The following is a 25,166-nucleotide window of genomic DNA, read 5'->3' on the forward strand; positions in this document are numbered from 1 at the left end:
GTGCTGGTCACCGTCGACCGGCACCCACCCGCGTCGATCCCGACGGTCAGCGCCGGTCGAGCACCAACCCGCGCGCCGCGGCGTACTGGTCGCGCACGGCGGGGACGGCCGCCGTCGCGTACTCCTCGGTGCCCTCGACCGCCCAGAGCGGCGGCTCGGCGCCGCCCAGGGCTACCCAGGCGGCCTGCCGGGCGGCGCCGTCGGCGACGTACTCCCCGGCTGGCGGGACAACGACCGGGCAGCCGAAGACCTGCGGCGCGATCTGACGCACCGCGGCCGACCGTGCCCCTCCGCCGACCAGGATGACCCGGCGGGCGGTGGCACCCTGCGCGGTCAACGCGTCCAGCCCGTCGGCGAGCGCGCAGAGCATGCCCTCCACGGCGGCCCGCGCCAGGTGCGCGGGGGTCGACGTGCGCAGAGTAAGGCCGTGCACCGCGCCGGTGGCGAGCGGTCGGTTCGGCGTCCGCTCACCCTCCAGATAGGGCACCATGACCAGCCCGTCCGCCCCGGCTGGCGCGGAGAGCGCCAGCTCGGCCAGCTCGTCCAGGTTGACGCCGAGCATCGCGGCGGCGGCGTCCAGCACCCGGGCCGCGTTGAGCGTGCAGACCAGGGGCAGGAAACGGCCGGACGCGTCGGCGAAGCCCGCGACGGTGCCGCTCTCGTCGGCGGCCGGCACGTCGGCGACGCTGAACACGGTGCCGGAGGTGCCGATCGAGACGACCACGTCACCCGGGCCGGCGCCGACGCCCAGCGCGGCGGCGGCGTTGTCCCCGGTGCCCGCGCCGAGCAGCGCTCCGCCCGGCCCGCCGAGGCCGTCGGCGAGCTTGCCCGCCGACTCGGCCGGACCGAGCACCTCGGGCACCACCAACCGCCGACCGAAGCCGCGCTCCAGCAGGTCCAGTCGGTAGTCGCCGGTAGCCGGCGACCAGTAGCCGGTGCCGCTGGCGTCGCCCCGGTCGGTGCGCAGCGCGCCCAACCCCGGTGCGCCGGCCAGCCGCCAGGTCAGCCAGTCGTGTGGCAGGCAGACGGCGGCCACCCGGGCAGCCAGCTCCGGTTCGTGCCTGGCCAGCCATCGCAGTTTGGTGATGGTGAAGCTGGCCACCGGCACGCTGCCGGTGGCCCCGGCCCAGAACCGACTCCCGGCCGAGCCGCCGCCGGCCTCCTCGATGAGGTCGGCGGCGGCGTCGGCGGATCGGGTGTCGTTCCACAGCAGCGCCGGGCGGACCACCCGGCCGTCCTCGTCGAGACACACCATGCCGTGCTGCTGGCCGGCGACGGAGATCGCCGCCACGTCGGCCAACCCGCCGGCCTGGTCGGCGGCGCTACGTAGCGCCTGCCACCAGGCTTCCGGGTCAACCTCCGTGCCGTCCGGGTGCGGTGCCCGGCCCTGCCGGAGCAGGGCGCCGGTCTCCGCGTCCCGGATCACCACCTTGCAGGACTGGGTGGACGAGTCAACGCCTGCGACCAACGGCATGGCGGGGCCTCAGCGGGCGCCGAGCAGGTGCTCGACGGCGAGCTGGTTGAGCCGGACGAAGGCGAAGCCCCGGGCGGCCACCGCGTCCACGTCGACGTCCTCGAACGCGGAGCGGTCGGCCAGGAGCTCCTCGTAGCCCTCGCCGTCGCCGAGCGTCGGCGTGCTCAGCTCGCCGACCTTGCTGGCGGCGAGCGCCTCGACCACCTCGGGGTCGGCACGGAACGCCGCTGCCCGCTCCTTGAGCAGCAGGTAGGTGCTCATGTTGGCCGCCGCGGAGGCCCACACCCCCTCCATGTCCTCGGTGCGGGACGGCTTGTAGTCGAAGTGCCGGGGGCCGTCGTAGGCCGGCCCGCCGTTGGGGCCGCCGTTCTCCAGGAGGTCCACCAGGGCGAACGCGTTCATCAGGTCACCGTGGCCGAAGACCAGGTCCTGGTCGTACTTGATGCCGCGCTGGCCGTTGAGGTCCAGGTGGAACAGCTTGCCCTGCCAGAGCGCCTGGGCGATGCCGTGGGCGTAGTTGAGCCCGGCCATCTGCTCGTGGCCGACCTCCGGGTTGAGGCCGACCAGCTCCGGGTGGGCCAGCTGGGAGATGAAACCGAGCGCGTGCCCGATGGTCGGCAGCAGGATGTCGCCGCGCGGCTCGTTGGGCTTGGGCTCCAGGGCGAACCGCAGGTTGTAGCCCTTGTCGATCGAGTACTGGGTGAGCAGGTCCACGGCCTCGCGGTAGCGGTCCAGGGCGGCCCGGACGTCCTTGGCAAGGTCGTACTCGGAGCCCTCGCGACCACCCCACATGACGAAGGTGCTGGCACCCAGCTCGGCGGCCAGGTCGACCTGACGAAGCACCTTGCGCAGCGCGTAGCGGCGGACGTCGCGGTCGTTGCTGGTGAAGCCGCCGTCCTTGAAGATCGGGTGGGTGAAGAGGTTGGTGGTGACCATCGGCACCACCAGGCCGGTCTCGTCGAGGGCCTTGCGGAACCGGGCGATGTGCTGGTCACGGGTGGCCGCGTCGACGCCGAACGGGATCAGGTCGTCGTCGTGGAAGGTGATGCCGTACGCGCCCAGCTCGGCGAGCCGGTGCACTGCCTCGACCGCGTCGAGCTCGGGACGGGTGGCGTCACCGAACGGGTCGCGGGCCTGCCAGCCCACGGTCCAGAGCCCGAAGGAGAACTTGTCGGCGGGGGTGGGACGGGGTGCCATGAGCAACCTCCGGGGTGGTGTTGTCCGCTATTTGTTCAGCGATTGAATTATTTGCCCACCCTATGGCACTGTCAAGGGGTGAGCCTCACCCACGCCCCGGCCGGCGCAGTCCGTCAGGGCAGCCTGCGCGAGCTCAACCTCGCCCTGGTCCTCGGCCGGATCGCCACGGCCGACCGACCTCCCTCCCGCGCCGACCTGGCGACCGCGACCGGCCTGACCAGAGCCACCGTGTCCGCGGTGGTCGAGGACCTGCTCGCCGGCCGGCTGGTCAGCGAGTCCGACCCCGCGCCCCGCTCGGGCGCCGGCCGACCGGCGCGCGGGCTGGTCCTGGCCGATCAGGGGCCGGCCGGGCTCGGCCTGGAGGTCAACGTGGACTACCTGGCGGTCTGCGTGGTGGACCTCGCCGGCCAGGTCCGGCACCGCACGGTGCACCGGGCCGACCTGCGCCCGGTGGCCCCCGCCGACGCCCTGGCCCGCCTGGTCGAGATGGCCGGGGCAGCCCGCGAGGACGCTGCCCGGCACGGCCTCACCCTGGTCGGGGCCGCGCTCGCGGTGCCCGGCCTGGTGGACGACGCCGGGCTGGTCCGGCTCGCGCCGAACCTCGGCTGGCGTGACGTGCCGGTGCCCGCGCTGCTCGCCGAGCACCCTCCGCTGATCGAGCAGGTGCCCGGCGTCCCCGCACTGGTCGTGGACAACGAGGCCAACCTCGCCGCGCTCGGCGAGCTGCACTCGCAGCCACCCGGCCCGTCCAGCTTCCTGCACATCTCCGGAGAGGTGGGCATCGGCGCCGGCATCGTGCTGGACGGCGCGCTGTTTCGCGGCGTACGCGGGTGGAGCGGCGAGATCGGGCACCTTCCGGTGCACCCCGAGGGCCGTCCGTGCCGCTGCGGCGGGCAGGGCTGCCTGGAGCAGTACGCCGGCCAGGAGGCGATCGTGACCGCCGCCGGGCTGGCCCGGGCGGAGCTTCCCGCGGACACCGCGACGGCCCGGTTGGCCGAGTTGGCCGAGGCCGGCGACGCCGACGCGCTGCGGGCGCTGCACGACGCCGGAACGGCGCTCGGCGTCGCGGTGGCCGGCGTCGTCAACCTGCTCGACCTGGACACCGTGGTGCTCGGTGGCGGTTACGCGGCGCTCGCGCCCTGGCTGTGCCCCCCGGTCCTCGCCGAGATCGGTGCCCGGGTGCTCACCGCGGCCTGGTCACCGGTCACGGTCCGCCCGTCGACGCTCGGCGCGGAGGCCGCCGCGGTAGGCGCCGCCGGCTCGGTGGTACGCAGGATCGTCGCCCAGCCCGCCGGCTGGCTGGCCCGCGCCGGCTGATCGCCATCCCGCACCGTGCGCCACTGTCGGAGAGAATCGGTATCCTTGCTCTCAGGCAACGATCCCCGGTGAGGAGTCGAGAAGCAGCATGCGCACACGTCGTCAGACGCGAGCCGGCGTCCGGCGGTGACCACGACCCAGCAACCCGGCGGCACCCCGTTGCCGGCCGACGAACGGTTGGCCCGGGAGCTGCTCGACGGGCTCGCCGAGGCAGTGCTGACAACGGACGGGACCGGTCGGGTCACCCTGGTCAACGCCATGGCGGCCGAGTTGATCCCGGAGATCGACGCCGGCACCGAGCTGGCCGGTTGCTCGGTGCCGGCCCTGGCCCGGGCGGTCGCCGGCGGCGCTGACCGCTTCGACGCCGACCACCACGGCCGGCGACTGCGCGGCGTCCGACGGCAACTCGCCGGCTCCCGGTGGGCGTGGTATGTCCGCGACGTCACCGAGGAGCACGCCCGCGCCGACGCCCTGCTCGCCGAACGCTCCCGCACCGCGTTCCTCGCCCAGGCCGGCAGTCGGCTGGCGCTGGCCCTGCACCGGGACCAGGTCCTCCTGGCCACCACCACGCTCGCCGTTCCCTACCTGGCCGACGTCGCCGTGGCACTGCCCCGGCCGACCGTGCCGGCCGAGCCGCACCCCCGATGGATCCGGTACGCCGACGGCGAACCCGCCCCGATCACCGGTCTGGCCAGCCCCGCGCTGACCAGCTCCGTGCCCGGGCTGGCCGAAGCGCTGGCCGGCGACCGGGCCGAGCCGGGCCCCTGGCCGGACGCCCCGCTCACCGACCTGGCCGACCTGCTGCCGCCCGAGTTCGGCCCCCCGGGCATGGTGCTGGTCAGCCCGCTGCTCAGCGCCAGCGGGTCGGCCGGTGCGCTGCTGCTCATCCGTCGGTCCGGGCGGGCCGGCTTCGACCCGCGCGACGTGGAGCTGGCCCGGGAGTTCGCCGCCCGCGCGGGCGCGGCGCTGGCCACGGCCGACCTGCACGGTGAGCAGGCCCACCTGGCCCGGGTCCTGCAAACCAGTCTGCTCCCGCCCGAGCTGCCCGTCGTGCCCGGCGTGAGCATGGCCGGCGGTTACCGGGCAGCGGGCGACAGCCTGCGCATCGGCGGCGACTTCTACGAGGTGTTCCCGCACCCGCGCGGCGCCCTGTTCGCGCTCGGCGACGTGTGCGGCAAGGGCGTGGGCGCGGCGGTGCTGACCGGCCGGGTCCGCCAGTCGTTGCAGACGCTGAGGCTCGTCGAGCAACGCCCGCTGGAGCTGATCCAGCTGCTCAACCAGGCGCTGTTCGACGCGCCGGACGCGGCGCGGCGCAACCAGTTCACCACCCTGCTGCTCGGTTCCCTGGACCGGGGGCCGGCCGGGCTGGACGTCCGCATCGCCGGCGGGGGTCACCCGGCGCCACTGCTGGTCACCGCCGACGGCACTGTCACCCCGGTCCCGGTCGGGGGCATGCCGGTGGGGGCGCTGACGGCCGCACGGTTCGCCGAGACCCGGGTGCACCTCGATCCGGGCGATCTGCTGCTCGCGTACACCGATGGGGTGACCGAGGCTCGCGGCCCGCGCGACGCGGCGATGTTCGGCGAGGCCCGGCTGCGGGCCACGCTCGCGTCGGCGGCCGGGCAACCGCCCGCGGCGCTGATCGACCGGGTGCTCCGCGCGGTCGACGACTGGCTGGGCGGGCAGGCCCACGACGACATCGCGATGCTGGCCGTGGGCGCGTCGGCGTCGGCATGACCGGCGGGTGCCGGCCCCGCCGGCTTGATCAGGCGGTACGGGCCACCGGTGGGTCGCCGGCCGGCCATTCCCGGGTGGTGCCGACCGATCGTTCCGGACCGCCCGACGAACCCGTCCACCCCGTTCGGGTCTGCCGACCCGCATCGTCCGACCAGTCCGCCGACCGCCCACCGGGCCGGTCCGGGTCGTTCGGCCAGTCCCCCTGGCCCGTCGACTCATCCGACGTCGGCGCGTTCTGCGTCTGCTGACGGCGGGCGGTCTCGTCGAACTCCCGCATCCCGCTCAGCAGCGCGTCGCGGCCCTCCCGGCTCATCCCGGCCAACACGGCGGCGAGTTGGGCCTGGCGGTCGGTCCGCAGCTGGGCGAGGAGCCGGCGGGCCTCCGGGGTGAGGTGCAGCGAGATCTCCCGCCGGTCGAAGCGGCCCGGCTCGCGCTCCAGCATGCCGGCGGCGACCAGCCGATCGCAGAGGCGGCTGGCGGAGCTGAGCAGCATGTCGAGTCGGGTGGCGAGCCGACGCAGGTTGATCCCGTCGTACTGCTCCACCACCATCACCGCCCGCAACTGGGCACCGGACACGCGGTTGGCGGTCCCCTCCCGGGCAGACTCCCAGATGCCCAGCAGGGCAGCGGCTGCTGCATCCAGCGCGGCAGCCATACTCGTCTCAGGGTCCGTCGGACGGTTCAGTTCGGCCATGGTGGCCCGAGAGTACTCCGAACCTCCTGGTGGTCGAGCTTTCAGTGAAGGACTGACGATGAGCGAACCGGTCAATCGGGCACGGCGTGCCCTGAACGAGACACCAGCTGACCGGCTCGTCGGTGGGATCGGGGACGTGCTCGCCCAGTCGTACGGGATCACCGACGTCGAGCTCTATCAGGTCGACTACCGACTCGCGGAGCTACTGCCTCTCACCGACGGTCACTCGATCACGAACCCCGGGCACCCGGCCTGGCGCGCCTTCGACCACCAGTCGCCGATACTGACCGACGGCACCGCCTGGTTCCCGGTCACCATGCGTGGCGAGCGTCGAGGGGTGCTGTGCCTGTCGCCCGTTCCGGACGACCGGGACGTCGTCGCCGACCTGGCCGACATCGCCACCGCGCTCGCCCACGAGGTGGCGGCGGTCTCCGCCGGCACCGACGTCTATCTGGCGGCCCGGCGCACCCAACGCCTCACCCTGGCCGCCGAGATGCAGTGGGACCTGCTCCCCGGCCGCAGCCGGATCCGTCCCTCGTTCAGCCTGGCCGGGCAGTTGGAGCCGGCGTACGCGGTGCGCGGCGACAGCTTCGACTGGTCCGACGACGGCGAACGGGTCTGGTTGTCCACCATCAACGGCACCGGTGAGGGGGTGGCCGCCTCCCTGCTCACCTCGCTGGCCACCCACGCGCTGCGCAACGCGCGTCGGGCCGGGCTGAGCCTGGCCGACCAGGCCGCCCTCGCCGATCAGGCCATCTACGACCTGTACCGGGGCGAGCAGCACCTCTCCGCGTTGCTGATGGAGTTGGACCTGCGCTCCGGGATGATGACAGTGGTGGACGCCGGGTCACCCCGACTGGTCCTGCTCCGCGACGGGGACGTCACCGAGCAGCCGCTGGAGGCTCAGTTCCCGCTGGGCATGTTCGAGGCGACCGACTACCACGAGCAGAAGTTCCCGCTGGAGCGCGGCGACCGGGTGTTCGTGGTCAGCGACGGGGTTGTGGAGGCCACCGGTCAGGACGTGCGCTACGGCGAGACGGCACTGGACCGGTTCCTGCGGCGGACCGGGCCGATGGCCCCCCTGGACGCCGTCCGGTCGCTGATCGGTGATCTGCGCGCGTTCGTGGCCGGTGACCTGGTCGACGACGCGGTGGTCGTCTGCCTGGACTGGACCGGCCCGCAGCCGTGAGCGGTGGTCAGTACGCGCCGCGGCCGTTCAGCACCGCGCCGAAGGTCTTCCAGAGGATGGTGAGGTCGGCGGCGAGGGACCAGTTCTCCACGTAGTAGAGGTCGAGCCGGATGCCGTCCTCCCAGCTCAGGTCGGAGCGGCCACTGACCTGCCACAGGCCGGTCATGCCGGGCTTGACCAGCAGCCGCCGGGCCACGTCGCCGTCGTAGCGGGCCACCTCCGAGGGCAGCGGCGGGCGGGGCCCGACGAGGCTCATCTGCCCCAGCAGCACGTTGACCAGTTGCGGCAGCTCGTCCAGTGACCATTTGCGCAGCAGCCGGCCAACACGGGTCACCCGGGGGTCGTGGCGCATCTTGAACATCAGGCCGTCGGTCTCGTTGCGCGCGGTCAACTCGGCGAGCAGCGCATCCGCGTTCACCACCATGGTGCGGAACTTGAACACGCCGAACTCCTGCCCGCCCCGGCCGACCCGGACCTGCCGGAACAGCACCGGGCCCCGGCTGTCCACTTTGATGGCCAGGGCGATGAACGCGATCAGCGGCAGTAGCACCGCCAGCGCCAGCGACGAGACGGACCGGTCGACGAAACCTTTCACCAGCTTGCGGACCCCGCGGAACTCGGGCGCCTCGACGTGGATCAGCGGCAGGCCGGCGACCGGGCGGGTGTGGATGCGCGGGCCGGCGACGTCGGTCAGCGCGGGTGCCACGACCAGGTCGATGCCGGTCCCCTCCAACTGCCAGCCGAGGCGGCGCAGCCGGGTCGCGGTCAGCTCACCGGATGCGGTCACCGCGACCGTGTCCGCGCCGATCGCGGTGGCGGCCTCCGGGATGCCCCGGAACGACCCCACCACCGGCACGTCACCCAGCCGCTGCGCCACCGGCGCGAGCAGCGCGTCCGGGATGCAGGCACCCACCACCTGGTAACCGGCGTACGGCTCACGGCGCAGCGTGTGGACCAGCTCCAACACGTGGGCGGTGTCGCCGACCACCAGCACCTTGCGGGACCAGCCGGCGCCCAGCGAGCGGGCCCGGTGCAGTCGCTTGCGGGCGGCGAACCGCGCCACCTCCAGCCCGACGGTGCCCACCGCGAAGGAGATGCCCAGGAAGCCCCGGGAGACGCCGACGTCGGCGATGTAGCCGATGATGGCGATCGCCCCGGCCAGGCGCAGGCTGGCTGAGCTGACCCGCCGGTACTCGTCCGCCCCGTAGCCGATCACCCGGTCGTCGTAGCAGCCGAGCGCCTTGAGCGAGATCAGCCAGGCCAGCACCAACCCGGGGGCGACCAGCACGTACGGAATCTCCGAGCCGGTCGGCTCGTCGTCACCGAAACGGGCGACGTACCCGATCAGCAACGCGATGATGAGGATTGTGGTGTCCAGCACCACCAGGACCCGGACGTAGGATCGTTCGTCGGCGCGCGCCACCAACCCGGCGCGTCGACCGTCCGGCTCCGCCGACGTGGCGGGGGTCAACAGTGTCGCCACGCTCACCGGCCCTCCCACTCTGTACAGGATGGCCCCGGCCGACGTGTCGGACCGAAGGCGGACCGACTATGCCGGAACAGTCGACATCCTGCCTTGACAACTATGACTGCCGATTGCTTCCGACGTATTGCCGTCACTTTTCTTCAACAACCTGATGGCCGAAAAGGGGCCTGCCACACCGAATCGACGGTACGGCAGGCCCCTGGACGTCTGAGTGTCAGCTCAGCGCGGCGCTGGCGGACGCCGTGCGATGGCGCTGAGGAAGATGCTGCCGATCTCGCTCGGGTCCTTGGTGACGAAGACGTCGCCACCGGTGACCTTGGTGATCGACTCCAGCTCTGCCTTGCTGACGCCCTCGCCGATACCGATCATGATGACCTGGACCGGCCGCTCCGGGTCGGCGAGCTGCTTGAGCTTGGCGAGCAGCTGCTGCTGGTTGAGGCCGTTGTTGTCCTCGTTCTTGCCGTCGGTGAACAGCACGATCGAGTTGACCCGGCCGGGCTGCCAGTTCTCCTGGACCGCCTGGTACGCGGCCAGCATCGTGTCGTAGAGGCCGGTGTCGCCGCTGGAAGGCTTGACGGTGGCGAGCGCCCCCTCCAACTGGGCCCGCTGGCCGGAGAGCGGCCCGATCGGGACCAGCTCCCGGTAGTCCCGGTTGCCGACGAGCTGGGTGGAGAAGGTCCACAGACCGATCGACCAGGAGTCGTCGAAGAGGCCGAGGCCGCGGCGGGCCGCGTCGACTGTGACCTCCTCCCGGCTGCGGTTGTTGGCGCTGGGCACCGGGTCCTTCATCGAGCCGGAGACGTCGATGACGGCGAGCATCCGTCCGGACTGGGTGGCGATCGACCAACTGGAGACGACCCGCTGGATGGCGGCCGGGTCGAGGCCACCCGCCGCGGTGCCGCCGTTCGCCGGTGCGGTCGGCGCGCCGCCGGACGGGCTCGGAGCACCCTGCGGCGCCTTGAAACCCTCGCCCCAGTTGCCGTCCGGCGCGCGCAGCGACTGCGCAGCGAGCCGGTCACGGAAGGTCGGGCTGGTGAGCAGCTCGAACAGCACCTTGGCGGCCGACGCCTTGCTCGGCTCGATGCCGGGCAGCACCGCGTACGGGTAGTCCAGCGGCATCGGCGCCGGCTCCATGTAGAGCGCGGCGAGCGGCACCGGCGGCTTCTTGCTGTTGTACGCCATCACGTCTTCTTCGGACAGCGCCGCCGCGCCGAGACCACTGGCGATGGACGTCGCGTCGTTGGCCGTCGGGAAGCGGGCCAGCAGGTCGTTGCGGAGCGAGGAGCGCCCGGTGGCCAGTGCGCGGAGCGCGCCGACGGTGTTGCGCTGGGCGTCGCCGCCGGCGCCGTTGGCAGCGGCGGTCAGCGAGAGCAGACCGGACAGGCCCGCGGCGTCGCGGGTCGGCTCGACGATCCCGGTCCGCAGTGGCGCGCCGGTGTTGGTGACCTGCTTGAGCAGGTCGGTCCAGGTGAACTTCTTGTCCGGCCAGCCCAGCCGGGTGGCGATCGGCTCGGGCATCGCGACGACGATCGGGCTGCGCGCGATGGAGGCGCCGTTGGTCGGAGCGAACGCTGTCGCGTCCTTCTTCAACCGCAGCAGCCAGGTGGAGGAGTCGGGCACCCAGACGTCCGGGCTGACGGCGGTGCCACTGGCCTGCCCCACACCGGCCAGCACAGCGCCGTGCTTGGCCGCCACCACTGCCGCCACGTCGACCGGGTCGGACGCGGACACGTCGACGCGGATGCAGGTCGGGCCCACCGCGGCGCCATCCTTGACCCACTGGGACGCGGCGGCGTCCACCGCTGGCGCGAGTTCGGAGGCGACCGCCACGGCGAGTCGGATCTCTCCCGAGCAGCTGGGCTGAATCAACTCCTGATAGCCGAACCACGCGCCCGTCGTCACGACGAGCACCCCCGCCGTTGCGGCGGCGGCGGCTAGGTGGAGTTTCGAACGCATGCGATGGCGGCCTGCTGACACGGTGACCATCTTGCGTACTAGGTGCCGTCTCTGCCACATCCGTTCGGACTAAAGTTACGGAGGAGAAACAGTTGACCACCTTTTTGCAACACAGAGTGACGTGGCAGCCCCGTGGCGTTGCTAAATCAGTGCAGCGCTCACGTCTCTAAACCATCGTTCAGGGCAGTACGCACGTCGGGCTCGGCACCGGCACCGGCTCGCCGACCGCCTCCGGGACGCCGGTGTCGGTGTCGCGCCGGAACACCCGCACCATGTCCGCCCGCTCGTCGGCGACGTAGAGGTGCTCCCCGATGAGGGCGAAGTGCCGAGGCCACTCCCCGCCGGTGTCCACTTCGGCCACCAGCTCGGGCAGCTCCCCGGCCACTGTGAAGACGGCCACGGTCCCCACCCCACGATTGGCGACGTAGAGGAACCGGCCGTCCGGGGTGACCGCGACCTCCGACGGCTGGACGTGACCGGCGCGCTCGCTCGCCTCGACCCGCCCGCGCTGGTGCAACGCGCCGTCGTCGGTCAGCTCGTAGGCGGTGATCGAGGCGTCCAGCTCCCCGACGAGGTAGCAGCGCCGTCCATCGGGGTGCCGGGCCAGGTGCCGGGGGCCGGTGCCGGGCTTCGTACGCAACCGGGGCGCACGCGGCACCAGTCGTCCGGTCGCCTCGTCCAGGTCGTACCGGTAGACCGAGTCGGTGCCGAGATCCACGCCGAAGATCGGCCCCTGGCCCACCCCGGGCGAGACCATGTGGGCGTGGGCGTGGTCCTGGCGCTCCGGGTCGGGGCCGTGCCCCTCGTGCACCACCAGGTCGGTGCGCTCGCCGGGCACGCCCTGCGGATCGAGTGGGAAGACCGCGATGCTGCCGCTGCCGTAGTTGGCCGCCAGCAGGTGACCCCCGCCGGGCAGCACCGCCAGGTGGCAGGGCTCGGCGCCGCCGGTCGACCGACTGCCGAGCGGGTCCAGCGCGCCGTCCGCCCCGACCTGCCAGGCGCTGATCTCGCCGTCCGTCAGCTCGTTGACCGCGTAGAGCACCGGCTGGCTGGGGTGCCGCACCAGGAAGGAGGGGGACGGGGTGGCTGCCACCGTGCCGAGCGGGGTCAGCGCCCCGGTCCTCGGGTCGCGGCGAGCGGCGACGATGCCGCTGCCCCGCCCGCCGCTCTGCGCGGTGTAACCCCCGATGTGGACGACCTCACCCTGACCGCTCACGCCCAACTCCTCCGCCGGCATCCTTGGTTGATCCAACCAGAGGCTGCCCGCGTTGCCCGCCCGTTAACCGGCTTTCCGGCCCGGATCTCAGGCCGCCGGCACCGGCTCGCCGCGCTGTCGCGCGACGTGCTCCACCAGAGAGATCAAAACCATCTTTCCGGACTGCCGGTCCCGGGCGTCGCAGAGCACCATCGGCACGTCCGGGTCCAGGTCGAGCGCTCGGCGTACGGTCTCCAGGTTGAACCGGCGGGAGTCGTCGAAACAGTTCACGCCCACCACGAACGGGATTCCCCGCTGTTCGAAGTAGTCGATGGAGGGGAAGCAGTCGGCCAACCGCCGGGTGTCGGCGAGCACCACCGCGCCGAGCGCGCCGAAGGCCAGCTCGTCCCAGAGGAACCAGAACCGGTCCTGGCCCGGCGTGCCGAACAGGTAGACCTGAAGGTCGTCGTTGATGGTGATTCGGCCGAAGTCCATCGCCACGGTGGTGGTGGACTTGCCCTCCACGCCGGAGATGTCGTCGGTGCCGATCCCGGCACCGGTGAGCACCTCTTCGGTCTGCAACGGACGGACCTCGCTCAGGGCACTCACCAAGGTCGTCTTGCCAGCCCCGAAGCCTCCCGCGATGAGGATCTTCAGTGCCAGCGGGATGGTGGTGCTGGTGCCCACCTGGTCATAGCGCACGGAGTCCACTGACCACCGCCTTGAGGATGTCGTCGTCGGGAAGGATGCCGGCGGCCGGCGGCTCGTGCACCGCGACCAGGCCCTCGGCGAGGAGATCACCGAGCAGTACCCGGACCACGCCGACCGCGAGGTCCAGTTCGGCTGCCAGTTCGGCCACCGACACCGGCCGGTGGGCCAACGTGACCAGCCGTCGATGCTCAGGCAGCAGATGCGAATGGCTTGTCGCGTCGACGTCCGAACCGGCCAACACGAACGCGACCAGGTTGAAATCGTCGACGGCGGAGCGTACCCGGCCTCCGGTGAGCGTGTACGGGCGCATCACCGGGCCGGCGTCACCGTCCAGCCACTCGTGCTGCGGCCCTGGCGGCTCAGTCCGCATCTCCGGCACCCGCTGCCGATCGGGCCGGCGCGGCGAGGCTCTCTCCCACCCGGATCACCAGCATCGCCATCTCGTACGCGACCAGCCCGATGTCCGCGTCGGCGTCGCTCACCACGGCCAGGCAGGCACCCTGCCCGGCGGCCGTGACGAAGAGGTACGCCGCCTCCATCTCCACCACTGTCTGCCGGACCGGGCCACCGTCCACGTGCCGGCTGGCGCCTCGGGCGAGGCTGGAGAAGCCGGCGGCGAGCGCACAGAGGTGTTCGGCGTCGGAGCGCTCCAGCTCGGCCGAGCAGCCGAGCAGCAGGCCGTCGGCGGAGAGCACCACCGCCTCGCGGGCGGCTGGTACCCGTTGCACCAGTTCGTCGAGCAACCAGTCCAGGCCGGCGCTCTGCTTCGTCGAATGCCGCACTAGGCGTCCCTCTCAGTCACGGTCGGGGGTTCGGGGGTCGTCGGCGGGTCGGTGGGTGCCGCCGGGACCGTCGGACCGGTTGGCGCCGCCGGACCGGTTGGCGCCGCCGGACCGGTTGGCGCCGTCGGACCGGTTGGCGCCGTCGGACCGGTTGGCGCCGTCGGACCGGTTGGCGCCGTCGGGGTGATGGCGGTGGCGCGTCCGCGCGCCGTGCCGGCCTGGAGCGCCGCCATCACCTGGCGGACCTCCTCGGGCGAGCGGGGCGACGGCGTGTCGGTGACGGTGGACCGAGGCTGGACGGCGGGGGTACGACGTCGCACCCGGCGGGGCAGGCCATCCAGCTCGTCGTCTGGCTCGTCAGGGGTCGCCGAGCCCTCGTCGCGCCCATTGGCGGGCGGGATGGCCGAGGTCGGCGCTCCGGTGGGTGGGGCGGGCGGGGCGGTGCTGGCGGACGGGGCCGTCGGCGGGCGGGTACGGGGACGGGTCACGGCGCCCCGGCGCGCCGTCCGAGCCAGCCGCCGGCTCGGGTCGGCCGATGCGGTGCCGAGCGTGGCGGGGTCGGGGCCGGCCGGCGGCTCGGTGGTGACCAGGTCGCCGGGGACCAGCACCACGGCTGTCACGCCACCCTCCCCGGATGGGCGCAACCGCACCCGTACGCCGTGCCGGGCCGCCAGCCGGGCCACCACGAACAGACCGAGTCGGGCGCTCTGCGCCGGGTCGAACTCGGGCGAGCTGGCCAGCCGGGTGTTGGCGGTCTCCAGTGCCGCGTCGGACATGCCCAGCCCCTGATCGGTGATCTCCAGGGCGTACCCGTTGGCCACCTGCGCCCCGGTGACGGTGACCCGGGTGTCCGGCGGGGAGAAGGCGGTGGCATTCTCGACCAGCTCGGCGAGCAGGTGGATGATGTCGCCGACCGCCCGCCCCAGCACGCCGGCCGGCTGCACGGCCTTGACGTCCACCCGTTCGTACGCCTCGACCTCGGAGATCGCGCCGCGGATCAGGTCGACCATCGCGACCGGGTTCCGCCAACCCCGGCCAGGCGCGGAGCCGGCGAGGATGACCAGATCCTCGGCGTGCCGGCGCAGCCGGGTGGCCAGGTGGTCGACCTGGAACAGCTCGGCCAGCTCGTCCGGGTCCTCGGTACGCCGCTCCATCCGGTCCAGCAGATGCAGCTGGCGGTGCACCAGGCTCTGGCTCCGTCGGGCGATGTTGAGGAAGACCTCGTTGAGCCCGCGACGCAGGGTGACCTCGTCCACCGCGGCCTGGACGGCGGTGCGCTGCACCTCGGTGAAGGCGCGCCCGACCTCGCCGATCTCGTCGTGGCCGTACTCCAGCGGCGGCGCCTCCCGGGCGACGTCGACCTGCTCGCCCCGGCGCAGCCGGGCCACCACGTCGGGCAGCCGGTGCTCGGCCAGCTCCAGCGCGGCGGTGCGGACGCCGCTGAGCCGACGGACCAGGGTGCGGCCGACCCGCAGCGCCACCAGCACCGAGACGACCACCGCGACGAGCCCGAGTACGCCGGCGGCGGCCAGCCGCACCAGGATGCGGACCGCCATCGGCACCGAACGGTCGGTGAGAGCGTCGGCCTCGGACAGTTCGAAGTCCCGCAACTGCTGCTGCACCGCGTCCTGGCTGGCCTGCCAGGACGCCGCGTCGACAGTCGGCCGGCCGGACCGGTTGGGTACGACCAGCGCGTCCTGCATGCTGCGCAGCCGGGTGAACGCCTCACTCTCGGTCAACCGTTGGTACGCGACCCGGCTGCTCTCGGGCAGGTCGGCCACGGCGCTCTCGGTGAGCCACCGTTGGTTGCCGATGGCCTGTACGAGCTGGGTGTGCTCCCCCTCGGCGAACCGTCCGGCGGTCAGTGCGCCGGCCAGCAGCGCGTCGCTCTGGCCGAGCAGTTCCCGGGAGCGACCCAGCGCGGTGAGCGCCAAGGCCTGCCGGTTGATGTCGGGGTCGGTCAGGGTCGCCATGCCGGCGAACGCCTGGAAGGCCGCGGAGACCATGCCGCTGTAGAGGCCGATCGCGCCGGCCCGGTCCACCTTGCGCTCGTCGATGAACTTCCGCCCGTCGGGTAGCGCCGCCAGTGCGTTGACCAGCTGGTCGACCCGGGTTTCCAGCAGGTCGTCCGCGGCGTCGCGCAGCGGTTCGCCGTCCACCCGGCGGCGCAGCTCGGCGACCGCCCGATCGGTGCGCCCGCGCTGCTCGGCGAGTGCGGGCAGCTCGGTACTGCCGGCGAGCTGCACCGCCGAGAGTCGGCGTTCCCGTTGCAGCTCGGTGACCACTGTCTCGCCGGGGCGACCCAGGTCGTACAACAGGGTGCGGGCGGAGAGCAGGTTCAGGGCGGGACCGAAGGTCAGCGTGGTCGCGAAGATCCACAGCGCCAGGAGCGCGGTCACCGGCGCGACGACCAACGCGGTCAGCTTCGAGCGGATCGGCCAGTCGCGGGTTTTCATCAGACCTCGCCCGTACAGGGTGGCAGGAGGGGTGCCGGCACCGCCGGGCACCGCGCCTGCCGGCTGCGCGCCCGGCCGCGTCGCCGGGCACCGGCGCGGGCGCCTTGGGCAGGATACGTAATCGGAGGCTGTTTCACTACCGCCCGTGTCTTCACCGTGTCTTCACCGCCCAAGCGCCTCTTCTGGGATGAATCAGGTTCTGGCCGGTGAGTAGTTGGGCCCCTCGTCAGGAAAGTACCTCGGATCGGGATTGGCGATCACTGCGCGGAGGGAATAGCAGATGACGAAGGAGGAGCCCATGTCGCCCACGCAGATAGTCGTCATCGTGCTCGTCGTGCTGGTGATCGTCGCGGTGCTGGCCGTGGCCGCCCGCTCGCTCAACAACCGCCGGGCCCTGCGCAACCGGTTCGGACCGGAGTACGACCGGGTGGTGGCGGAACAGGACAGTCGGTCCGCCGCGGAGCGCGAACTGCGCGACCGGGAACGCCGGCATGCCGAGCTCACGCTCACCCCACTCACCCCGGAATCCCGGGCCCGGTACGCCGCCGCCTGGGAGGAACTCCAGGTCCGCTTCATCGACTTCCCGGGCGAGACCGTGGGCGACGCGGACGTTCTGGTCACCCGCCTCATCGAGGAGCAGGGCTATCCGACCGGTGACTTCTCCGACCAGATCGCCCACCTTTCCGTCGAGCACGCCCGCACGCTGACCAACTACCGGGACGCGCACGAGATCCACCTGCGCAACTCCCGGGGCGAGGCCAGCACCGAGGAGCTGCGGCAGGCGGTCGTGCACTACCGCGCACTCTTCGCCGACCTGCTGGGCGAGGAGCCGGTCGGCCACCACACGCCCGAACAGCGCCACCACCCGGACCACGACTCCACGAGCCGCTGAGGAGGCCACCGATGCGCCAGGAAGAGCAGCAGGTGAGCAACGACCACCCGGAGGCCGTCCGGTCCGCGCCCGTGCCGGTACCCCCGGCCGGCGACCGGGCCGGTCGCTCCGACGTCCCGGAGGACGCCCTCGACGACCGGGGCACCTTCGACGACCAGGCCGCCGTCCATGAGCGGGCCGACGACACCGATCGGGACGCCGCGTACGACCCGGCCGACGACGAGCTGACCGACGACTCCGACCCGCGCCACCGGCGCGACGACCGGTCCACCGATGAGGGCGGTTTCCACGAGCCGGGGCCGCTGCCGACGACATTCGGCGCCACCACGGTGGCCGACGCGGTGGCCGCCTCCGCGCTGGCCAGCCCGCACCCACAGGATCAGCCGGACCCGAGGGCCGAGCGGACCGCCCAGCCGGGCGACGGTGCCGAGGACGGTGAGCGGGAGGGTCTGCGCGCCGACCCCACCGCGGAGCTGCACCGCCGCGACGCGTACGTCGACGACAGCGCGGACGTCGACGACCCCACCGACCTGGACGACCGCGCCGACGCGGACACCTCCGCGCGGACCGTCGTCCCGCCGGGGAGCACGAACGGTGACCCGGAGCGGCGCGGCGATCTGACCGGCGACCGGGATGCCGCGGCAGCTGGCGCGGCCGGCTACGGCAGCGCGACGCCGGAGATGGTCGACCCGGACGCGGATGGCGAACCGGTCCCCGGCGACGACACCAGCCCCACGCTGGAGTCCGCCGGAACATCCCGACCCGCCGGGTCGACGGTCGCGGCCGAGCCGGCCACGCTCCTCGACACGGACACCGCGCAGGGCTTCCGGGACCGCTGGCGGGACGTGCAGCTGCGTTTCGTCGACGACCCGCAGGCGGCTGCCAGCGAGGCGCAGTCGCTGGTGGAGGAGGCCATCCAGGCCCTCTCCTCGGCGCTGGCCGCCCAGAAGAACACGTTGGGCGGTTGGCAGGACGCCGGCTCGGCCGACACCGAGCAACTGCGGATGGCGGTCCGCAACTACCGGGACTTCCTGGACCGCGTACTCGGTCGCTGAGTCACCCGACGCACACTGGCGCCCCGGCCGGAAACGGCCGGGGCGCCCTCTTGCGTCCGATCGCCGCGGAGCACACCAGATCGCCCGAAGGGCCCGAACACGGCGGGTTCCGACCTCCGGGAGTGAAACTGCGCGGACGGGGTAATAGGGCGCCCGCGCACCAACGAGCGCGGACGTCGGGAGCGAGGGGTGGACGGGATGGACGGCGACGGTCTTCGGCTCAACATGAACGGCCTGGACTACCTGATCCTGGCGCTGTACTTCGTCACCGTCCTCGGGGTCGGCTTCGCCGCGCGCCGGGCCATCCGGACCAGCGTCGACTTCTTCCTCTCCGGCCGCTCCCTGCCGGCCTGGGTGACCGGTCTCGCCTTCGTCTCGGCGAACCTGGGCGCGTTGGAGATCATCGGAATGGCCGCCAACGGGGCCCAGTACGGCGTGATGACGGTCCACTACTACTGGATCGGCGCGGTCCCGGCGATGGTCTTCCTGGGCATCGTGATGATGCCCTTCTACTACGGCTCCAAGGTCCGCAGCGTGCCCGAATACCTGCGGCTGCGGTTCAACCGCCCCACCCACCTGCTCAACGCGATCAGCTTCGCCGTCGCCCAGGTGCTGATCGCCGGCGTGAACCTGTACGCGCTGGCCCTCGTCATGCAGGCGCTGCTCGGCTGGCCGCTCTGGACGGCGATCGTGGTCGGCGCGGCGATCGTGCTGGCGTACATCACCATCGGCGGCCTGTCCGGGGCGATCTACAACGAGGTGCTGCAGTTCTTCGTCATCCTGGCCGGCCTCATCCCGGTCACCGTGATCGGCCTGGTCAAGGTCGGCGGGTGGAACGGCCTGATGGACGCGGTCGGCGACACCAAACTCGGCGAGGCCGGCCTGCACGCGTGGCAGGACACCGGCAGCACGGCCAACCCGCTGGGCGCGCACTGGATCGGCATCGTCTTCGGCCTCGGCTTCGTGCTGTCGTTCGGCTACTGGACGACGAACTTCGCCGAGGTGCAGCGTGCCCTCTCGGCGAAGAACATGAGCGCCGCCCGGCGTACGCCGATCATCGCCGCGTACCCGAAGCTGTTCATCCCCCTGGTCACTGTCATCCCCGGCCTGGTGGCCCTGGTCACTGTGAAGGGCCTCGGCGCGGAGAGCGGCGACCTGCAGTACAACAACGCCATCCCGCTGCTGATGCGCGACCTGCTCCCCAACGGCGTCCTCGGGGTGGCGGTCACCGGCCTGCTCGCCTCGTTCATGGCCGGCATGGCGGCCAACGTGAGCGGCTTCAACACCGTCTTCACCTACGACATCTGGCAGGCGTACATCCGCCGCGACCGGTCGGACGAGTACTACCTGCGGGTCGGCCGGTGGGCGACGGTCGCCGCCGTGGTGATCGGGATCGGCACCGCGTTCATCGCGGCCGGGTTCAGCAACATCATGAACTACATCCAGGCGCTCTTCTCCGTCTTCAACGCGCCGCTGTTCGCCACCTTCATCATCGGCATGTTCTGGAAGCGGATGACCGCGCTGGCCGGCTTCTGGTCGCTGCTGCTGGGCACCCTGGTGTCGCTGAGCCTCTACCTGCTCTACAAGGGCGGGGTGATCGATTTCAACTCCGACCTGGAGGAGAGCTTCTGGGGTGCCGGTCTGGCGTTCGTCACGGCGGTGGTGGTCGCCGCGATCGTCACTCCGCTCACCTCACCCAAGCGGGACGAGGAACTGCGCGGGTTGGTGTACGGCATGGGCGGTGTCGACCTGAAGGGCGACGTGCTCGCCGGGGACGCCGCCTGGTACCGCTCCCCGGTGCTGCTCGGTCTGATCGCGGTCGCGCTGGCCGCCCTCTTCTACATCCCGGTCTTCTAAGGAAAGGGGTCGGCAGATGAGCAACGATGGCCAGCCGGCACAGGACCCGCTGATCGACGAGGCGCAGGCGGAGCAGCGGCGCTCCGCCGCGGCCCGGCTGTTCGACATCCGCCGGGTGATCGGTGGCCTCTTCGTCGCGTACGGGGTCATCGTGACGCTGATCGGCGTCTTCGACAGCCGGGCCGAGATCGACAAGGCCGAAGGCGTACGGATCAACCTGTGGGCCGGGCTGACGATGCTCGTGTTCGGTCTGCTCATGCTGCTCTGGCAGTGGTGGCGCCCAGCGGAAGCGCCGGCCCCGAACGAGCAGCAGCCCGACGCCTGACCACCTGACGCACGGCGTGAGCACGGCCCGGCCGGACCGCCGGGCCGTGCGGCATGAGCGCGGCACGAAGGGGTACGTGGGGGAAATCAGGCACCGTGTCGGACACAGGAGGCAGCACCATGACCGATCGCGATCGCCAACCGCCGCTGGAGGACAGCCCCGAGGTGGCCTCGGCGGTGGACGATGACGCCACCGTGCCGCAGTTGCGGACCGGAGGTGGCCCGGACCGGGACACACCGGGCTTCGCCGAGCCTCGCAGTCGACCGGACGACCTCGCACCGGACACCGACGAGCTGATCGGTGACCCCTACGCCGCCGGCACCGGGGCGACCGGGACGGGCACCGGCGCTGGCGGGGACAACATCCGCACCGGGGGCGAACAGCCCTGGGAGCCGGAGGACCTGGTGATGGCCCGGGGGCAGGATCTGACACCGGAGAACCTGGAGAAGGCCCGCCGTGACCTGGCCGAGCAGGGCCGGGCGGCGATCGAACGCACAGTGCCCTGATCGGGGCCGGAAAGGGGGGGTCCCCGGCCCGACCTGTGACGGTCGAGCCGGGGACCCGGGGGGAACCTGCTGCCAACAGTGCCTCACCAACCACCGGCAGCGGGTTGGTGCGTGAGCTACCCGATCAGAGCGCCGGGTAGGCGTTGCGCATGAGCTCCTGGAACTGGGCGGAGAACCAGGCACCGGAGATCGGTGCGTTGGCCAGCGCCCCGGACGGGTTGTTGCCGTTGCGGGCGTTGCCGCCGTACGTCGGGTCGCACATGCGGTCGAAGCCCTTGCCCTCGTTGTTCGGGATCTCCTTGCTGGAGCCGTCCGACTCACCCGGCGGCTTCACCCAGACGTAGGCGTCGATGCCCGTCGCCGGGTTGGCCCGCGGCCGCTCGCCGAGGCCGGCGCCGGCCTGGTTGCACCAGTTGCCGAGGTGGGCCCGGCGGTCGATGCGGCCGCCGTTGACGTACGTGTCGACGCTGGTCGTCGCGCCCGGACCGGTGGGCCGGGCGGAGCCGCCCCAGCCGTTACGGGAGGTGTCAATCAGCATGCCGATGTTGGAGTTGAAGCCGACCGAGACCAGCTGGTTGCGGAACGCCTGGGCGAAGGACAACTCGTCGACGTAGAAGTTCCAGTCGACCCACTTGGACTGCCGCACCGACTGACCGTTGACGTTGTCGGTGACCTTGAAGTACGGCTCCTGCAGCGCCGAGTAGTTCGCGGTGTTGGTGATGAACCCGTGCACGTTGTTGACGGTGCTGCCGGAGGCGACCGCGGCGGTCTTCAGGATGTTGGAGGTCGGGACGAAGTTGGAGTCCCAGCCGAGCCAGCCGTGGTGGCCGGCGTCGATGTAGTTGTAGACGTTGCCGATCGCGCCCAGCTTGGCGAGGGCGTAGCCAACACCGTTGACGTAGGCGCCGTTGGCCTTGACCGTGTCGCACATGACAGTGCCGCCGGCCTGATCGGACGTGTTGGTGACCAGGTTCGGCAGCGAGTCGATCTCGATGATGTTGATGATCCGCAGGCTGCTGTACTTCGACTCACCCTGGATCGCGGCGATCGGGTCGATGTACTGGGCCTTGTACTTCGGCAGCTCGTCCGGGCCCAGCTCACCGTTGGAGGCGAGCGCGGAGCAGTCCCGGCCGGGCAGGTTGTAGATCACGAACTGGATGTAGCCGGCGCCCTGGCGCAGCGCCTCGTCCAGGTGCTGCCGCACCCCGAAGGCCCCGTTGGAGCTGCTGTCCGGCGTACCGTTGATCGCGGCGATCCGGTCCAGCCAGACGGCGGTGGGGTTGTTGGAGACCCGGCTTCCGCCGGCCTCGGCGTCCGCCTTGGCCTTCCACTCCGGGTTCACGTAGCCGCGCACCCCGACGTACGGGTTGTCGACCTTGGTGCCGGGCGGCGGCGTGGTGGGCGGCGGGTCGGTGGGCGGAGGCGTGGTGGGCGGCGGGTCGGTCGGCGGGGGCGTGGTCGGCGGGGTGGTGCCACCGTTGCAGACGACACCGTTCAGTGTGAACGAGGTCGGCTTCGGGTTGCTGCCGCTCCACGCGCCGTTGAAGCCGATGCTCGTCGACGCGCCGGTGGCCAGGGTGCCGTTGTAGGACAGGCTCCGGGCCGTGACCTGGCTGCCGGACTGGGTGAACGTGGCCGACCAGCCCTGCTGCACCCGCTGGCCGGAGTTGGGGAAGGTCCAGCCCAGCGTCCAGCCGTTCAGCGGGTCGCCGACGTTCTTGATGGTGACGCTCGCGGTGAAACCACCGGGCCATTCGTTGCTCGTGTACGCGATGTCGCACTGCGTCGCGGCCTGCGCCGCGGTAACCGGAATCGTTACGAGCCCACCGGCGACCAGGGCACCCGCGCCGGCGAGCGCGAGGGCCCGGCGTGGGCCGGATAGCCTTCTCCACACATTCATGCCACTGATCTCCTTGGGCGAGACCGGGCCCGCGTACGGCCCGGCGGGACGGCCCGATGGGCGTCCTGCACGGACGGCCGTCGGCGCCACGGGATTCTTTGGGGGGCGCCCGACCCGGACGGGCGATGGTGGTGGTGGTGCCCGACCGATGCGTCGGCCGGTCGATCGGCGGCGGGTACGTCGCCCGGTGACCCGGGTGCCCTCGACTCCCCTGCCTGCACGGTATGGCTCTCTTGAACCGCGTTCGCCGATTCTTGCATGGGAGCGCTTCCATGGCAATGGCTCGATGCGTTGGCGGGGCCGTTTCGGACGATACCTCCGAGCGCGCCCGACTGACACGGGTGGTCCGGACCCGCCGCAACCCGATGGTCGGGCAGGTCGGGCGCAGGGGGCGCGGAACACCGTGCGGGACCCAGAAGGTCCCGTGACGCCCGAGACGACGCTGGGCGCGGCGAAAGCCGCGTAGCACCCCTTCGCCTCTTACTTGGATCAAAGGTAAAACGCGAATCTTTCACTTCATAAGTCGTGAAACGGTCTAACGTCGGTCTTAGCTCGGTTGTCGCCGAGCTCAGGACAACAGGGATGGAGTGACGCAGGTCATGGCTAAGAAGATGCTCGGGAAGGTCGTTGCGGGCGCCGCGCTCGGCGGCGCGTCGCTCCTGGTGTTCGCACCGGGGATCGCGTTCGCCGACGGCCACGACGACGGCAAGGTCTACGCCAAGCCGCATGTCGTCAAGGCTGGCGACGAGGTCAAGCTCCTCGAGATCTGCCCGGATCGGCAGGAGCACGCGTACGTGTGGTCCAAGGTCACCGGCAAGGTCAAGCTCAAGCCGGCGCATGAAGACCGGGGCGAGGACCGCGAGTGGCGCGAGGAGGAGAACTCCTCCGACCACGACAAGGGCAAGGACGAGCACGGCAAGGACGACAACGGCAAGGACCACGAGGGCAAGGACGAGAACGGCAAGGACGAGCACGGCAAGGACGACAACGGCAAGGACCACGAGGGCAAGGACGAGAACGGCAAGGGTGGCCAGGGTGGCGGCGCTGCCGCCGACGCCTATGGCGACGAGGGCAGCAAGGACTGGAAGGGCGAGGAGCACGGCCAGGACGCCGAAGAGGGCCGTGACAAGAAGGACTGGGACTCCAAGGACGAAGACAAGAAGGACTGGGAGTCCAAGGACGAGCACGGCTCCGAGTACGGCTCGGACGAGCGCGGCAGCTACGGCAAGGACGAGCACGACTCCGAGTACGGCTCGGACAAGGGCTGGGAGTCCAAGGACGAGCACGGCTCCGAGTACGGCTCGGACGAGCGCGGCGGCTACGGCAAGGACGAGCGCGGCTCGGACGAGCGTGACGGTTACGGCAAGGACGAGCGCGGCTCGGACGAGCGTGACGGTTACGGCAAGGACGAGCGCGGCTCGGACGAGCGTGACCGGGACGAGCGTGGCTCGGACGAGCGTGGCCGGCACGAGGAGCGCGAGTTTGTCTACTACGGCGAAGCCAAGGTCGACAAGGACGCCAAGCCGGGTCGCTACGAGCTCAAGGGCTCCTGCGGCGAGGGCGAGCTCGTCGTGCTGCCGCACGGCGGTGTCGACGGCGGTGACGGCGGGGTCAGCACCGGTACCGACCGGGGTCTGGCCACCGGCGGGGCGGGCCTGCTCGGCGCTGCCGCGCTGGGCGGGATCGTGCTGATGCGTCGTCGGCGGACCGATGGTTCGCTCGTCTGACGTGACGGCGACACCGGCCGGCGGCCGCCACGGGAAACCGTGGCGTGCCGCCGGCACGGCCGTCGTCGTTACCATGGCCATGATCGGTGCCGGCATGATCGGCGCTTCCCTGAAGACCACGCCCACTCCGCGACCGCCGCAGCCGCTGGCCCAGGCCGGCCCCGAGGCGACCGGGCCCGCGAGCACCGCCGACGATGCCTCGCTCGACGGACAGGCGGTCGGTCAGGGGGCGGCCGGGTTGGCCCGTTCAGCACCGACCAGCATCGACATCCCCCGGATCGGCGTCGACGCGACGATCATGTCGTTGGGCACCAACCCGGACGGCACCGTCCAGGTCCCTCCGCTGGACAAGGCCGACCAGGCCGGGTGGTACGAGCCTGGTGCGAGCCCCGGCGAGACGGGTAACGCGGTCATCGTCGGGCACGTGGACTCGGCGGTGCTCGGTCCGGCCGTCTTCTTCGACCTCGGCGCTCTCACCCCCGGCGACACCGTCACCGTGCGCCGCGCCGACGGAGTGCCGGCCACCTTCACTGTCGACTCGGTGAAGTCGTACCCGAAGACGGCCTTCCCCACCGAGTTGGTGTACGGACCGAGTGACCGGCCCAGCCTGCGGGTGGTCACCTGCGGTGGTCAGTTCGACCAGGCCGCGAAGAGCTACCCGGACAACATCGTCGTCTTCGCCACCCTGGCGGCGTGACCTACGACGAACG

General features: G+C 71.8%; 21 protein-coding genes. 10 read left to right on the forward strand and 11 right to left on the reverse strand.

The window, feature by feature from the left end; translation table 11 throughout:
• Positions 1-46 precede the first annotated feature (46 nt).
• Both xylB and xylA read right to left on the reverse strand, forming a co-directional pair.
• Complete coding sequence (gene xylB, locus GUI43_RS03615) at positions 47-1,474, reverse strand: xylulokinase (RefSeq protein ID WP_112697976.1); 1,428 nt, start codon at positions 1,472-1,474, stop codon at positions 47-49.
• Positions 1,475-1,483: 9 nt separating this feature from the next.
• Positions 1,484-2,671 carry a xylose isomerase gene (gene xylA / locus GUI43_RS03620; RefSeq protein WP_091405721.1) on the reverse strand — a complete coding sequence of 396 codons (1,188 nt, stop codon included), beginning with the start codon at positions 2,669-2,671 and terminating at the stop codon, positions 1,484-1,486.
• A 78-nt stretch (positions 2,672-2,749) separates the two neighbouring features.
• Between xylA and GUI43_RS03625 the strand changes: the two genes are divergently transcribed.
• Together GUI43_RS03625 and GUI43_RS03630 are read left to right on the forward strand one after the other, a co-directional pair.
• Positions 2,750-3,988, forward strand: coding sequence for an ROK family transcriptional regulator (locus tag GUI43_RS03625; protein WP_181518417.1), 1,239 nt, complete (start codon positions 2,750-2,752; stop codon positions 3,986-3,988).
• Between the two features lie 126 nt (positions 3,989-4,114).
• Entirely contained in the window at positions 4,115-5,725 is a 1,611-nt protein-coding gene (locus tag GUI43_RS03630; protein WP_249037641.1) for a PP2C family protein-serine/threonine phosphatase, read from the forward strand.
• A 28-nt stretch (positions 5,726-5,753) separates the two neighbouring features.
• Here the strand turns inward: GUI43_RS03630 and GUI43_RS03635 are convergent, their stop codons facing one another.
• Positions 5,754-6,380: a MarR family winged helix-turn-helix transcriptional regulator gene (locus GUI43_RS03635; protein WP_112584069.1), complete on the reverse strand. Its 627-nt coding sequence runs from the start codon at positions 6,378-6,380 to the stop codon at positions 5,754-5,756.
• A 97-nt stretch (positions 6,381-6,477) separates the two neighbouring features.
• Between GUI43_RS03635 and GUI43_RS03640 the strand changes: the two genes are divergently transcribed.
• Positions 6,478-7,608, forward strand: a complete 1,131-nt coding sequence (locus GUI43_RS03640) for a PP2C family protein-serine/threonine phosphatase (protein WP_112697977.1) — start codon at positions 6,478-6,480, stop codon at positions 7,606-7,608.
• Positions 7,609-7,615: 7 nt separating this feature from the next.
• Here GUI43_RS03640 and GUI43_RS03645 read toward each other — a convergent pair whose 3' ends face one another.
• From GUI43_RS03645 to GUI43_RS03675, 7 genes are all read right to left on the reverse strand, one after another.
• Positions 7,616-9,097, reverse strand: coding sequence for a sugar transferase (locus GUI43_RS03645; RefSeq protein WP_112601390.1), 1,482 nt, complete (start codon positions 9,095-9,097; stop codon positions 7,616-7,618).
• Between the two features lie 216 nt (positions 9,098-9,313).
• Positions 9,314-11,071 carry a substrate-binding domain-containing protein gene (locus GUI43_RS03650; protein ID WP_112584166.1) on the reverse strand — a complete coding sequence of 586 codons (1,758 nt, stop codon included), beginning with the start codon at positions 11,069-11,071 and terminating at the stop codon, positions 9,314-9,316.
• A gap of 157 nt (positions 11,072-11,228) precedes the next feature.
• Positions 11,229-12,266, reverse strand: coding sequence for a lactonase family protein (locus tag GUI43_RS03655; protein ID WP_211326637.1), 1,038 nt, complete (start codon positions 12,264-12,266; stop codon positions 11,229-11,231).
• Between the two features lie 87 nt (positions 12,267-12,353).
• Positions 12,354-12,956: a GTP-binding protein gene (locus tag GUI43_RS03660; protein ID WP_091405745.1), complete on the reverse strand. Its 603-nt coding sequence runs from the start codon at positions 12,954-12,956 to the stop codon at positions 12,354-12,356.
• Entirely contained in the window at positions 12,937-13,326 is a 390-nt protein-coding gene (locus GUI43_RS03665) for a DUF742 domain-containing protein (protein WP_112698029.1), read from the reverse strand. The genes GUI43_RS03660 and GUI43_RS03665 overlap by 20 nt, the downstream gene beginning before the upstream one ends.
• Complete coding sequence (locus GUI43_RS03670; protein ID WP_112584065.1) at positions 13,316-13,738, reverse strand: roadblock/LC7 domain-containing protein; 423 nt, start codon at positions 13,736-13,738, stop codon at positions 13,316-13,318. Before GUI43_RS03670 ends, GUI43_RS03665 begins: the two co-directional genes overlap by 11 nt.
• Positions 13,738-16,194: a sensor histidine kinase gene (locus GUI43_RS03675; protein ID WP_112697979.1), complete on the reverse strand. Its 2,457-nt coding sequence runs from the start codon at positions 16,192-16,194 to the stop codon at positions 13,738-13,740. Before GUI43_RS03675 ends, GUI43_RS03670 begins: the two co-directional genes overlap by 1 nt.
• 298 nt (positions 16,195-16,492) lie before the next feature.
• On the opposite strand from GUI43_RS03675, the gene GUI43_RS03680 reads away from it, so the two are divergent.
• From GUI43_RS03680 to GUI43_RS03700, 5 genes are all read left to right on the forward strand, one after another.
• Positions 16,493-17,086 (forward strand): hypothetical protein, encoded by a 594-nt coding sequence (locus GUI43_RS03680; protein ID WP_112698030.1) that lies wholly within the window; start codon positions 16,493-16,495, stop codon positions 17,084-17,086.
• Positions 17,087-17,097: 11 nt separating this feature from the next.
• Complete coding sequence (locus GUI43_RS03685; RefSeq protein ID WP_112697980.1) at positions 17,098-18,141, forward strand: hypothetical protein; 1,044 nt, start codon at positions 17,098-17,100, stop codon at positions 18,139-18,141.
• Between the two features lie 198 nt (positions 18,142-18,339).
• Positions 18,340-19,998, forward strand: coding sequence for a sodium:solute symporter family protein (locus tag GUI43_RS03690; RefSeq protein ID WP_112697981.1), 1,659 nt, complete (start codon positions 18,340-18,342; stop codon positions 19,996-19,998).
• A 16-nt stretch (positions 19,999-20,014) separates the two neighbouring features.
• Positions 20,015-20,323 (forward strand): hypothetical protein, encoded by a 309-nt coding sequence (locus GUI43_RS03695; protein WP_112584060.1) that lies wholly within the window; start codon positions 20,015-20,017, stop codon positions 20,321-20,323.
• Positions 20,324-20,442: 119 nt separating this feature from the next.
• On the forward strand, positions 20,443-20,829 hold the full coding sequence (locus GUI43_RS03700; RefSeq protein ID WP_091405768.1) for a hypothetical protein: 387 nt from the start codon (positions 20,443-20,445) through the stop codon (positions 20,827-20,829).
• Between the two features lie 124 nt (positions 20,830-20,953).
• Here the strand turns inward: GUI43_RS03700 and GUI43_RS03705 are convergent, their stop codons facing one another.
• Entirely contained in the window at positions 20,954-22,729 is a 1,776-nt protein-coding gene (locus GUI43_RS03705) for a glycoside hydrolase family 6 protein (RefSeq protein ID WP_112697982.1), read from the reverse strand.
• 599 nt (positions 22,730-23,328) lie between these two features.
• Here GUI43_RS03705 and GUI43_RS03710 point away from each other — a divergent pair.
• Positions 23,329-24,456 (forward strand): hypothetical protein, encoded by a 1,128-nt coding sequence (locus GUI43_RS03710; protein ID WP_112698031.1) that lies wholly within the window; start codon positions 23,329-23,331, stop codon positions 24,454-24,456.
• On the forward strand, positions 24,440-25,153 hold the full coding sequence (locus tag GUI43_RS03715; protein WP_502322458.1) for a class F sortase: 714 nt from the start codon (positions 24,440-24,442) through the stop codon (positions 25,151-25,153). Before GUI43_RS03710 ends, GUI43_RS03715 begins: the two co-directional genes overlap by 17 nt.
• Positions 25,154-25,166 lie beyond the last annotated feature (13 nt).

The sequence above is a fragment of the Micromonospora noduli genome (assembly GCF_003264365.1).
Taxonomy (GTDB): Bacteria; Actinomycetota; Actinomycetes; order Mycobacteriales; family Micromonosporaceae; genus Micromonospora; species Micromonospora noduli.